We start from the raw sequence: 12,631 nt of genomic DNA on the forward strand, positions 1-12,631 counted from the left end.
TAATTTTCAATTCTCTTTATGCCATATCGCATGGATTTCGCTCTAGTCTGTCTTGTTGCGTTACTTCCACTCTCAAATCTCACAACGGGTGGCGGCAGTGGCGTTTTTTACCTGCTTTTGGCCTGTTGCCTCATCAAATGTTTCACACGCCAAGGCGGATGGCGGGTGACGATCAGCTCGCTCTGTCGGCATCAACCCTTAATTATCGCAACATTTCTTCCGTTGGTCGCCGTTGTTTTATCCCAACTGGCCAATGGTGCTGTCCATGGTCCATCCCTGGAAAGAGGGGCTCGGTTCGCCATCGCATTCCCGATCCTGCTGGGCGCCTTTCTGGCCATCGACCGCAAGATGCTCCGGCAGTCTGTCTGGGGATTCATCCTCGCAGGCTGGGCTTCGGCGTCGATCGTGATCTGGCTTGTTCTGCCCAAGTTCCAACGTCCCAATACACCTGAATACAACGCTGTAGGCTACGGCAATCTGATGCTGCTCGCTGTCGTCTTTATCGTCTACAGCATTCGGTGGCAACTTACTCGCTACCCGCGCGCGGAACGCGCGCTGAAGGTGCTAACGGGCGTCATCGTGTTTGGAGCTTTTATCCTGACCGAGACCCGCACGGGCTGGATGGCGCTGCCCATCTTCTTTGCGATTGGATTGTTGCTCTTGGGCAAGTTCCGCCACCCCATCAAGCTGGCAATGGTGGCGGTCCTGGGCGTTGCCGCACTGGTTGCTCTCGGTTCCACTAGCCAGGCATTGCGCGAGCGAGTAGACCAAGGATTCGAGGAAGTGCGGGAATGCACAACCACCAATCGCATCGCAGAGACCTCCGTCTGTATCCGTCTACAGCTCTGGCGAGCTTCGGTGGATATGGTCGAAAAGCATCCGTGGTTCGGACTGGGAGCCACGAACCGATTCCCAGACGAGTTGCAAGCCCGCGTCGCTGAAGGCATTGTCGCGCCTTTCGTCGCCGCCGATTTCGGCGAACCGCACAACGACATGCTGTATATGTTGACCAGTTTCGGCTTGCTGGGTGGCGTGGCCTTGCTTGCGGTGTACGCCGTGCCAGCGGTTGCATTCGCCAAGCGCTTCCACAACCGTTACCCCACCGAGATCAGGGTTGCAGCAGCAATGGGCTTGGCGCTTACTTTGGGCTTCACCATTTTCGGACTGACCGAACTGATGTACCGCGGCATGCGCACCATCAGCCTGTACGTCGCGCTGCTTGCCTGGCTGGCGGCCCTTTGCACTCCCGGGACTAAAGGAGAGTTCTCCGAAGACGGCGACTCCGGGCGGTAGCCAAACGGCCAAAGCAGTATCACAATGGGCATGTAAGGCTCTTCCAAGGAGACAATCATGCGCATTGCAGATGCCCAGTGGATTCCTTCAACCCAGCACCAGACTTGGGACGCTCTGACGGATCCGGCCGTTTTACAGCGATGTATCCCCGGATGCATCGCTGTCGACAAGCGCAGCGACACGGAGTACGCGGTCACGCTGCGGGCCAAGATTGCCGGCCTGGACACGGACTATGACGGCGAGATCCTGCTCTCGGACGTCAATGCCCCCGACAGTTGCACCCTGGTGTTCGAAGGCAAGGGCCGTGCGGCTTGTCTGGCCATCGGCACCGCCCAGATCAATCTCAGCACCAAGGACCAGGGTACCCGCGTGGCCTACACGGTCGCGGGGATGACCGGAGGCAAGCTGGCCGAATGCGGCGAGGGGCTGGTGCTGAAGGCCGGCGAGAAGATCATCGAGAAGTTCTTCGCCACCTTCATCGACTACATGGCCGCCCAGCCCCGCCTCGCGCCGCCGCCCCCTCCCCCCGAACCAGAGCCGCGCGGGCTGTCCAATTCGCGTTGGTCTTGGATCATGGTGGTGCTGGTCATCGCTGTTTTCTGGGGTTATCACACCTTCTATAAGTGAAATCCCTGACGCGCGGGTGATATGCTCTGCGGCATGACGCCGCCGCCCGAATCACCGCCCCCAACCGCCCCCGCCCATACACGACGCGACCTGCTGATGGGCATGGCGGGGGTTTCGGCGACGGTAGTCCTGGCCGCGCTGGATTCCACCATCATCAGCACCACGCTGCCGCGCGTGGCCGAGGCGCTGAACGGCATGGCGCTGTACGCTTGGGTGGGAACGGGCTATCTGCTGGCCACCGCGGCGTCCATCCTGATTTTCGGGCGGCTGGGCGACATGTTTGGCCGCAAGCCCCTGATGTTGCTGTCGGTGCTGATCGTGGCACTGGGCTCTATCGCCTGTGGCCTGTCGCAAAGCATGATGCAGCTGATCATTTTCCGGTCGCTACAGGGCATAGGCGGCGGGATGATGATCGCGACCGCATTCGCCGCGCCGGCTGACCTGTTCCCCGATGCCAAGCAGCGGGTGCGCTGGATGGCGCTGGTGTCAGCGGCGTTCGCCATGGCCAGCGGCATCGGGCCGGTTCTGGGCGGGGCCGCGACGCAGGCGCTGGGCTGGCGCGCGGCCTTCTTCATTGCGCCGATCGCGGCCGCGGGTGCGTTTTTCCTGCTGGCCCGCTACTTTCCCCGCATCCGCCCCATCCACGACGGCAGCCGCAAGATCGACTGGCTGGGCGCCATCCTGCTGGTGCTGGCGGTGGGCGCGCCGCTGGCCGCGCTGGAACTGGCGTTTGCCAGCGGCGACCATGCCCACCCCATGCTGGGCTTGGGCCTGGCGGTGGTGGGTGTGGCGGCTATCGCCATCCTGATTCCCACGGAACGGCGCGTAAGCTCACCCATCTTTCCGCTGCGCGTGCTCGGCGGCGCGGAATCCCGCCTGCTGAACCTGGCGGCGATGATGGTGGGCGCGGTCATGTTCGTGCTGATCTTCTACAGCCCGCTGCTCTTGCAACAGGTACTGAACTACACCCCCAGCGAGGCTGGGCTGCTGCTCACGCCGCTGGTTGCCGCGATTTCGGTGGGCAGCATCATCAACGGCCGCCTGTTCCCCAAGCAGACCGAACCGCAGCGCCTGATGGTGTTCGGCGGCTGCCTGCTGGCAGCTGGTTCGCTGATGGTGCTGCTGATCTCGCCGGGGACCTCGGCCTGGTGGATCCTGGCCGCCTTCTTTGTCAACGGCTGTGCGCTGGGCTTCCTGCTTCCGAACCTGACTCTGTTCATGCAGATGCTGAGCGAGCGGCGCGACGTGGGCGTAGCCTCCGCCCTGGTCCAGACCACGCGCGCCATCGGCAGCGCGCTGGGGACTGCCGTGGTCGGCATCATCATTTCCCATAGCACAGTACTAAACGGAGTGCGCGCGGGCCTGGTGCTGTGTATTGTCCTGTCGCTGACCTGCGCCCTGCTGGCCTACCGGGTCAAGATGAAGAACCTGGCCACAAACCGCAAATGAGCCCCTCGCGGGACTGAACATGCGTCAACGCAATTTGCTGGATCTGCTGCTCCTGGCCGCCGTTTGGGGCGGCTCCTTTCTGTTCATGCGCCTGGCGGTGCCGGAATTCGGACCGATTGCACTGATCGAGCTGCGCGTAGGGCTGGCCGCGCTGGTCCTGCTGCCCGCCGCGCTGTGGCGCGGCAAGCTGCCCGTCATCGCCCGGCACTGGAAAGCCTTGCTGATGGTGGGCGTGCTGAACGCGGCCGTGCCGTTCCTGCTGTTCGCCTATGCAGCCCAATCGCTGGGCGCAGGCTTCCTGTCGGTAGCCAATGCCGTGACGCCGGTATGGGGCGCGGTCATCGGCTGGCTGTGGCTGAAGGACAAGCTCGCCTGGACGCGCTCCCTGGGGTTGTTGATAGGCGTGGTCGGCATCGTCGTGCTGGTGTGGGACAAGCTGAACTTCAGCGATGGCGGTACCGGACCAGCGGTCCTGGCCGCAGTGTCGGCGCCGGTGTTCTATGGCATTGCAGCAAACTGGACCAAGCGTTTCCTGACAGGCGTGGATGCCCTGGCCAACGCCACCGGCAGCATGATAGGCGCGACGCTGGTGCTGCTGCCGCTTGCGGTCACGCACTGGCCCGAAGCGCCAGCGTCCATGCAGGCCTGGATCGCCACCATCCTGCTGGCGGTGCTGTGCACGGGCGCGGCGTACATCATTTTCTTCCGTCTGATCGCCAATGTCGGCCCCACCGGCGCCGTCAGCGTCACCTTCCTGGTGCCGATCTTCGGCGTGCTGTGGGGATCGTGGTTCCTGGACGAGAGCATCACGCCGTCGATCGCGGCAGGCGCGGCCATTATCCTGGTCGGCACGGCGCTGGCGCTGGGCTTGCTGAAGCGGCGCGCCTGAACGCCCGCGCTCAGTACTTGTCCGACGTCCCCGTCAGCGCCACCCCGATGCGCAGCAGCGTGTAGGACACCGCGTCGACCCAGCGCCGCAGCCATCCCCGGCGCTGATACTCCAGCGGTCGGATGAAGCGCCCGCCCTCCCGGATGGCGGTCTCCAGCCGTTCCTGCAGGTCCCACGAGAATGGCTGGTCGTCCACCACCACGTTGGCTTCGCGCGCCAGCAGCAGGCTGAAGGGGTCCAGATTGGACGAGCCCACCGTCGCCACGTTGTCGATGACCGCCACCTTGGCGTGCAAGTAGCTCGGCATGTATTCGTAGATCTCGATGCCGTCGCGCAGCAGCTGGTCATACAGCGAGCGCGTGGCGTGGTACTGCATGCGGTACTCGATCTTGCCCTGCAGCAAGAGGCGCACGCGCACGCCGCGCGCCGCAGCCTTGGCCAGCGCGCGGCGGAACTGGCGGCCGGGGAAGAAGTAGGCGTTGGCGATCAGGATGTCGCGGCGCGCATGCGCGATACCGTATAGATAGGCGCGCTCGAAGGTCTGGCGAAAGCGCAGGTTGTCGCGCAGCACCAGCGCGGCGCGCAGGTCGCCACAGGGCGCCACGGAAGCGTGGCGCGGCTTGAGCAGCCGCATGCGGTTCCAGTCGCGCGGATGACGGCGCAGGCGCGCCCAGTTCAGCCGCACCCACAGCAGTTCCTGGGCATAGGCGGCCTCGGTGACCAGCGGCCCCTGTATCTGCACGGCGAAATCGAAGCGCGGCCCGGTGATGCCGTCCGTCGGATCGCGGTCATCGTAGTCGTCGATGATGTTGATGCCGCCGATGAAGGCGATGCGCCCGTCGACCACAGTGACCTTTCGGTGCAGGCGGCGCAGCCGGCTGCGCGACGGAATGTAGCGCGCGAACCAGCGCGGCTCGGGACGGAAGATGCGGCACTGCGCGCCGGCGTTGGTCAGGCGCGTACGCAAGGGATCGACGAACTCTGCGCTGCCGAAACCGTCGAGCACCACGCGCACCTTGACTCCGCGCCGCACGGCCGCCTCCAGGCAGTCCAACACCTGGGAACCGGTGCGGTCCGGGGTGAAGATGTAGGTTTCCAGGTGCACGCTGACCTGGGCGGCGTCGATGGCTGCGCACAGCGCCGGAAAGAAGTCGGAGCCGTTCTGGAGCAACCGGATATCGTTGCCCACCGTCCAGTCCAGCTTGGACTGCTCTGCCCTCACGGCAGTTCCAGCTCGGCCAGCAAGGGGGAATGATCGGAAAGCCTGGCCCATTCGCGGCCGCGCAGCACGCGCGCGCTGCGCACGGCAAAGCCGCGCTGGTAGATGCGGTCCAGACGGAACCAGGGGAACACCGCGGGGAAGGTGCGGGGCGGCGGCAGCAGCAGGCGCGAATTGCCATCCATGCCGAGTTGATTGGTGCGTTCCATGACGGACACGCCGCTATTGGGCAGCCCGCGCAGCGCGTTGCTCAGCCGTTTGACGGAGTCGCGCAGGCGCGGCAATTCGCCGCCATGGCTGCGCGGGGCATGCGAGAACACTTCATACAGGCCCAGCTGCTGCACGAACAGGGGCGCCAGACGGTCGCCCCAATCGTTGAAATCACCCGCGATGAGGATCGGCTCACCGTCCGGCACCATGCGGCGGATGCGCTCGGTCAGCGCCAGGATCTGGCGGCTGCGGCTGCCGGCGAACAAGCCCAGGTGCACGACGAAGCAATGCACCGCGCGCCCGTCGAGTTCGATGCGCGCGTGCAGCAGTCCGCGCTGCTCCAGCCGATGGTCGGAGATGTCCTGGTTTTCGTGGTCGAGGATAGGGAAACGCGACAACAGCGCGTTGCCGTGGTCCGTCTCATGGCGGATGGCATTGCGGCCGTAGGCCACGTCCAGCCGCAAGGCGGCGGCAAGCGATTCGTGCTGGGCGTCGAGCAGGGATTTCTGCTCATTGCGGCCCTGGACTTCCTGTAGGAAGACCAGATCCGGACGCAGGCCATACAGGCCCAGACGCAATTCGTTCAGGGAGTCGCGCCGGCCCAATGCCGAGCGGCCCTTATGTATGTTGTAGCTGACGACGCGGATGAGCGACATGGAAAATGGCGCCTTTCAAAACTGGGGAACCACCGGCCGCAGCAAAAAAAGCAGCCCGGCCAGCACCGCCCACAAGCAGGCGGCGTTTGCCAGATTACTCCAATTCAGAAGACAGTTCCTGCGCTTGCGGCGCACGCCCCTGCCCTCCAGGAACAACAACTTTCACTGCTCAATCGAGACGCGAACCCCGCAAGCAAACAACGCCCCCCAAGCCGGGCCGCACGGATCCGGCTCCGCCGGTCCGTAGCGGCCCCCCCTGGGAGGGGAAGCGCCTACGGCGCTTCGGGGGGGATCACTTCGTTTCTACGTTGCGCAGACGGATGTGCAGTTCGCGCAATTGCTTCTCGTCGACCTCGGACGGCGCTTGCGTCAGCAGACACTGGGCGCGCTGGGTCTTCGGGAAGGCGATCACGTCGCGGATCGATTCGGCGCCAGTCATCATCGTGACGATGCGATCCAGGCCGAAAGCGATGCCACCATGCGGAGGCGCGCCGTATTGCAGCGCGTCGAGCAGGAAGCCGAACTTCTCGCGGGCTTCCTCGGCGCCGATCTTGAGCGCGCGGAACACCTTGCTCTGCACTTCCTCGCGGTGGATACGGACCGAGCCGCCGCCGATTTCCCAACCGTTCAGCACCATGTCGTAGGCCTTGGCGAAAGCCTTGCTGGGATCGGATTCCAGGAAGTCCTCGTGGCCGTCCTTCGGGCTGGTGAAGGGGTGGTGGGCGGCGGTGTAGCGGCCGTCTTCCTCGTCGTATTCGAACATCGGGAAGTCGACAACCCACAGCGGCTTCCAGCCGGCGGTGGACAGGCCGGTCTTCTTGCCGAATTCGCTGTGGCCGATCTTCACGCGCAGCGCGCCGATGGCGTCGTTGACGACCTTTTCACGGTCAGCGCCGAAGAAAATGATGTCGCCGTCCTGCGCGCCGGTGCGCTTGACCAGTTCGGCCAGGGCAGCGTCATGCAGGTTCTTGACGATGGGCGATTGCAGGCCGTCGCGGCCCTTGGCCACTTCGTTGACCTTGATGTAGGCCAGGCCCTTGGCGCCGTAGATGCCGACGAACTGGGTGTAGCCGTCGATCTCGCTGCGCGACATCTCGGCGCCGCCCGGCACGCGCAAGGCGACCACGCGGCTGCCGGGCGCCGTGGCGGCGGCGGCGAACACCTTGAAGTCCACGTCGCGCATGACGTCGGTCATGTCGGTGAATTCGAGGTTCACGCGCAGGTCCGGCTTGTCCGAGCCGTAGCGGCGCATGGCTTCGGTCCAGGTCATGATCGGGAACGGCGTCGGCAGATCGACGTCCTGCACCACCTTGAACACGTGGCGAATCATGTTCTCGAAGATTTCACGGATCTCGAACTCGTTCAGGAACGAGGTTTCGCAGTCGATCTGGGTGAATTCGGGCTGGCGGTCGGCGCGCAGGTCTTCGTCGCGGAAGCACTTGGTGATCTGGTAGTAGCGGTCGAAACCGGACACCATCAGCATCTGCTTGAACAGCTGCGGCGATTGCGGCAGCGCGAAGAAGTGGCCGGCGTTGACGCGCGAAGGCACCAGGTAGTCGCGCGCGCCTTCGGGCGTGCTCTTGGTCAGCATCGGGGTTTCGATGTCGATGAAGCCCAGCTGGTCCAGGAACTTGCGCACTTCGATGGACACGCGGTAGCGCAGCATCAGGTTGCGCTGCATCTGCGGACGGCGCAGGTCCAGCACGCGGTGCGTGAGGCGCGTCGTTTCCGAGAGGTTGTCGTCGTCCAGTTGGAACGGCGGCGTGACCGACGCGTTCAGGATCTCGACTTCCTTGCAGAGCACTTCGATTTCGCCCGAAGCCAGCTCGGCGTTGGCGGTGCCCGCCGGACGCTCGCGCACCAGGCCGGTGACGCGGATGCAGAATTCGTTGCGCAGGCGCTCCGCGGTGGCGAAGGCGGCATTGTCCGGATCGAACACGATCTGCGCCAGGCCCGCGCGGTCGCGCAGGTCGATGAAGATGACCCCGCCGTGGTCGCGGCGGCGGTTCACCCAGCCGTACAGGGTGACGGTCTGGCCGAGATGGTCACGGCAAACCTGGCCGGTGTAGCAGGTACGCATGCGGGGGACTCCGTTTATGTGCTTGGTTATAGCGTAAGGGTTACAAATCGGCGCGAGGCGTGTCTTGCACGCCGGGAGCCGGGACGGGCGCGGCCGGCCGGTCCGCGGGCGTCGCCGCCTGGACCGGGGCGACCACGCCCATGGAAACGATGTACTTCAATGCCGCGTCCACGCTCATCTGAAGATCCATGACGTCAGCGCGCGGAACCATCAGGAAAAAGCCGGACGTGGGATTCGGCGTGGTCGGCACGTACACGCTGATGTGATCGCCGGGAAGCCGGTCGGCCACTTCGCCGCTGGGCGTGCCGGTAACGAAAGCGATGGTCCAGCTGCCGGCGCGCGGATACTGCACCAGCACCGCGCGGCGGAACGCCTGACCATTCGGAGCAAGCACGGTATCGCTGACCTGCTTGACCGAGTTGTAGATCGAACGCACCAGCGGTATGCGTCCCAGCAGGTTTTCCCACTGGTCCACCATGGTGCGGCCGATCAGGTTGGCGGCGAATACGCCCGTCAGAAGCACCACCACGATGACCAGGACGAAGCGGAAGCCGGGGATGTCGATGCCGAACAGCGATTCGGACGACAGGAAGCCGGGCACGAACCCTTCGAGGGTCGCGACCAGCAAGCCCAGCACCCACACCGTGATGACCAGGGGAACCCAGATCAGCAGGCCGGTGATGAAGTACTTCTTGATGACGCGCATACGCATCGCGTGTGCTCTAGGAGGCGGCGCTACCGGCTGCAGGCGTCGCCGGGGCGGCCGGAGCTGCGGGCGCGGCTGCGGCTGCGGGCGCGGCGCTTTCAGCCGGGGCCGGCGTGCTGGCCGAGGCCGAACCGCCGCTGCCGTTGCCGCGGAAGTCCGTGACATACCAGCCGGAGCCCTTGAGCTGGAACCCAGCCGCGGTCACCTGCTTGGAGAACGTGCTTTCGCCACATTCGGGGCAAACCGAAAGCGGCGCATCGGAAATCTTCTGCAAGACGTCTTTGGCATGGCCGCAGGCGCTGCACTTGTAAGCGTAAATGGGCATCTAGGGCTCCCAGGCGCGGGCCCGGCATATCAAGAGCCGCTGTCGCCGGACGCAATGTCCGGGGCCGGATCGGGTCGCAAGACCTGGTCCGAACGGAAAGCGGCGGGTGGGCGAGGCCGGAAAAAATACGGGAAAGTCTTGAATTTTAGCGGTTTTTCGTGAACGGCCGGTGTCCGGCCCCGGCGGCCCGCCTTGGGCGGCGCCTCAGGGGCATCCCGAGGGCCGTCTCCCTAGACAGGAAGCAGGAACATGACCGCCGCCACCAGGGTCGGCGCCAGGGCCGACATGAACAGCCGCCCCGACGAAATGCTGCCGTCCGGGAAGTGGTTCTTCAGGATGGCGAAGCCAGCCGGGTTGGGCGCATTGGCGATCACCGTCAGCCCGCCGCCCGTGACCGCGCCGGCCACCAGCATGTAGCGCCAGGCCTCGCTGGTGCCTTCGACCAGCGAGCCCAGGTAGGTCAGCGCGGCGTTGTCGGTGATGGCGGTGAGCGCGGTAGCGCCCCAGAACAGCACGAAAGGTTCAAGCCCGCCCAGCAGGTCCTGCAGCCACCACTTCTGCAGGCCGCCCAGCACCACCAGCCCGGCCAGGAAGAAGCCGACCATCAGGCCTTCCTTGATCATCAGGCGGCTCTGGTGGCGCTTGTAGGCTTCGGCAAAGCCGATGAACATCATCAACAGGCCCAGGAAGATGGCCGGATGATGCGCGCTGAGCACCACGGCGACCAGGAAGACCAGGTGCACCAGCATGACCAGCAGCGGCACCGGCCCGCGCGCATCGCCGCCTTCGGGCGCGTCGACGCCGCCGCCCGTGCCCACCGAGCGCTCCAGCAGCGCCTTGCGGCAGATGAAGGTCAACAGCGCCGCATTCAGGCAGACGGCAATCGCGGCGCGCCAGCCGAAATGCTGCACCATGAAGGTGGAGTCCCAGCCGAAGGTGGAGGCCACCATCAGCACGGGCGGCGCGGCATAGGAAGTCAGCACGCCGCCGATGGAGACGTTGACGAACAGCACGCCCAGCGTCAGGTATTTGAAGCCCGCGCGCCCGCTGCTGCGGAAATAGGCGTCGCGCAGCAGAATGGCAGCCAGCGTCATCGCGGCGGGTTCGGTGATGAAGGAGCCGCCCAACGGTACCAGCGACATCACGACAAAGAAAGTGGCGAGTTCGCGCGGCAGCGGCAGCACGCGCGCCACCAGGCGCACCAGCGTCCCCACCAGTTCCAATATAGGCCGGCTGGCCGCCACCACCATGATCACGAAGACGAACAGCGGCTCGGTGAAGTTGCGCGTGTCCATGTACTCGATGGCATGCGAGGGGCCGGCCAGCGCCGCCATCGCCACGATCAGCACGAAGGCCCAGACGCCGAACACGGCCTCGACTTCGGAGAACAGATGCCAGAAGCCCGCATGCGGTCCGCCACGGTGCGCGAGCCGCGCGAAGAACGGAACCGAGAAGGTATGAAGAACCGCCACGGCGAACAGGAGGGTGGCGATGACTTCAAGTGTCTGGGGCATGTAAACGACTTCCGGAAGAGGGATACGACAGCGCGGACGCCGCCCGGCGGGCCTGCGGGACAAGGGTCGCAATATAGCGCAAGGCCCTTGCCGTGTAACGCAGGGTCAACACCAAGGCGCGCAGGTCCGCGCCGCTATTCCCGCAGGTCTTGCGCGCTGGTCAATGCGTCCTGCGCGCATGCCGGAACGGCAGCAGCCGCAGGTCCAGCGCCGCGGGGCCGGGCGCGTCGACGTCGATGATCGCAGCGCACAGCGGCAGGAAGGCCGCTCGGAAGTGGTTCTTGGCCTTCACGCACAGCAGCCGCACCTGATCGAGATCGAGGCCATGCAAGGTGAAGAAGCCCGGATCGTTGGCCGGCGCCACCAGCTCGGTGACGATGACCTGCACATTGGGCCTGTCGCGCAGCGACAGCAGCGCGGTGCGGCCGCAGCTCGTGCGCACGCCCGTTTCCATCGGACCCGTATTGCTGAATTCGCCATCGGTGTAGCGTTCAACCCGGAACGCCGCACGCACCGGCGCGCCGAAATCGCGGCTCACGCGGCCGCCCAGTTCCAGTTCGCAGTGGCCGCCCAAGCCCGCTTCGTGCACGCGCTGCACTGCCTCCGGATCCGCGAAACTGGCGAACACGCAAGGCAGGTCGATCGACGCATCCAGCAAGGCGCGGAACAGCGCCGGCGTGTCGCACACGCCTCCCGACAAGGGGTTGTCGCCCGGGTCGGTGACGGCCACCAGGCCGCCCGCGCGCGCCGCTTCCACGGCTTGCGCCAATCCCTGTTGCGGCGTCGGCAAGGTGACCGCAAACGCGGGCTCCAGACGCCGCATCTCCGCCTTCATGGTTTCGGCCACGGCCTGCGCCCGCGCGCCGGCGGCATCGCGAGTCATGTCGGCCACCACCAGCACCGATGCCCCGGTATCGACGGTGTCCGCATACGGAAAGCCGCCAAACACCGAGACTTCGACCACGCCCTCGCCGCACTGGACTGCCGCGAGATCCTGCAATTCGCGCATGGGCCCGGCATCGGTGCGCATGTTGAAGCTGGACAACAGCAGGTCCGGCTTGGCCACCAGCACCCGCGGCGACAGCGTGCCGGCCTGCGTGCGCAGCAACATGTCGAGCACCCGGCTCGCCGCCTCGCGCATGTCTATGTGGGGATAGGTCTTGTAGCCGCTGGCGCAGTCCAGCAGGCCGCCCAGCTCAGGGGCCAGGTTGGCGTGCAGGTCGAAGCTCGCGCCCAGGGGCACGTCGGGCAACAAGGCCCGCACGGCCCGCACGAAATCCAGATCGGGTGTCTGGCGCAGGTCGGTGATGGCGGCGCCATGCAACGACAGGTAGACGGCGTCCCAGCCATCCTCATCCGCGGCCAGTCCGGCCAGCACCTCTTCGGTAAAGGCACGGTGCACGGCGTCGTCTATCGGCCCGCCAGGCAGAGCGGACGCGCAGCGCAAGGCCACGACCTCCCAGTCCGGATGCGCGCGGGCGAACTCGGCCACTTCGCCCAGTTCGGTGGCCGTGCCGGCGGCGGCGGCCAGGGCGTCGCCGCCCTTGCGCCACTCGCGTCGTTCGAAATCCGCCATAGTGCAGGGCGCCGGACAGAAGGCGTTGCCTTCGTACCAGAAGCGCGCCACCGCCAGCCTTTTCTTCGTGCGCTTGCCCATGCGTTT

General features: G+C 65.4%; 11 protein-coding genes. 4 read left to right on the forward strand and 7 right to left on the reverse strand.

The features are described 5' to 3' along the window. The first annotated feature begins 30 nt into the window (after positions 1-30). The 4 genes from AC1RHV_RS11750 (at position 31) to AC1RHV_RS11765 (ending at position 4,258) form a co-directional block, all read left to right on the forward strand. Positions 31-1,293 (forward strand): O-antigen ligase family protein, encoded by a 1,263-nt coding sequence (locus tag AC1RHV_RS11750; protein ID WP_492300884.1) that lies wholly within the window; start codon positions 31-33, stop codon positions 1,291-1,293. 57 nt (positions 1,294-1,350) lie between these two features. After that, entirely contained in the window at positions 1,351-1,920 is a 570-nt protein-coding gene (locus AC1RHV_RS11755; protein WP_054457116.1) for an SRPBCC family protein, read from the forward strand. A gap of 96 nt (positions 1,921-2,016) precedes the next feature. After that, positions 2,017-3,369: an MFS transporter gene (locus AC1RHV_RS11760; protein WP_054457118.1), complete on the forward strand. Its 1,353-nt coding sequence runs from the start codon at positions 2,017-2,019 to the stop codon at positions 3,367-3,369. 19 nt (positions 3,370-3,388) lie between these two features. Next, on the forward strand, positions 3,389-4,258 hold the full coding sequence (locus AC1RHV_RS11765) for a DMT family transporter (protein ID WP_492300886.1): 870 nt from the start codon (positions 3,389-3,391) through the stop codon (positions 4,256-4,258). A 10-nt stretch (positions 4,259-4,268) separates the two neighbouring features. Here AC1RHV_RS11765 and clsB read toward each other — a convergent pair whose 3' ends face one another. The 7 genes from clsB to AC1RHV_RS11800 all read right to left on the reverse strand — a co-directional run bounded on the left by clsB (position 4,269) and on the right by AC1RHV_RS11800 (position 12,625). Next, positions 4,269-5,480, reverse strand: a complete 1,212-nt coding sequence (clsB, locus tag AC1RHV_RS11770) for a cardiolipin synthase ClsB (RefSeq protein ID WP_492300888.1) — start codon at positions 5,478-5,480, stop codon at positions 4,269-4,271. Further along, positions 5,477-6,343 (reverse strand): endonuclease/exonuclease/phosphatase family protein, encoded by an 867-nt coding sequence (locus AC1RHV_RS11775; protein ID WP_054457124.1) that lies wholly within the window; start codon positions 6,341-6,343, stop codon positions 5,477-5,479. Before AC1RHV_RS11775 ends, clsB begins: the two co-directional genes overlap by 4 nt. Positions 6,344-6,635: 292 nt before the next feature. Then, complete coding sequence (gene aspS / locus AC1RHV_RS11780; RefSeq protein ID WP_054457125.1) at positions 6,636-8,423, reverse strand: aspartate--tRNA ligase; 1,788 nt, start codon at positions 8,421-8,423, stop codon at positions 6,636-6,638. Between the two features lie 40 nt (positions 8,424-8,463). Next, positions 8,464-9,129 (reverse strand): DUF502 domain-containing protein, encoded by a 666-nt coding sequence (locus tag AC1RHV_RS11785; protein ID WP_370881493.1) that lies wholly within the window; start codon positions 9,127-9,129, stop codon positions 8,464-8,466. 16 nt (positions 9,130-9,145) lie between these two features. Then, positions 9,146-9,454: an FmdB family zinc ribbon protein gene (locus tag AC1RHV_RS11790; protein WP_054457129.1), complete on the reverse strand. Its 309-nt coding sequence runs from the start codon at positions 9,452-9,454 to the stop codon at positions 9,146-9,148. 230 nt (positions 9,455-9,684) lie between these two features. Beyond that, positions 9,685-10,968 (reverse strand): putative Na+/H+ antiporter, encoded by a 1,284-nt coding sequence (locus AC1RHV_RS11795; protein WP_492300889.1) that lies wholly within the window; start codon positions 10,966-10,968, stop codon positions 9,685-9,687. A gap of 160 nt (positions 10,969-11,128) precedes the next feature. After that, on the reverse strand, positions 11,129-12,625 hold the full coding sequence (locus AC1RHV_RS11800; RefSeq protein WP_492300890.1) for a M81 family metallopeptidase: 1,497 nt from the start codon (positions 12,623-12,625) through the stop codon (positions 11,129-11,131). Positions 12,626-12,631: the final 6 nt, after the last annotated feature.

This window comes from Achromobacter sp. GW823-FHT04E03 (assembly GCF_058796095.1).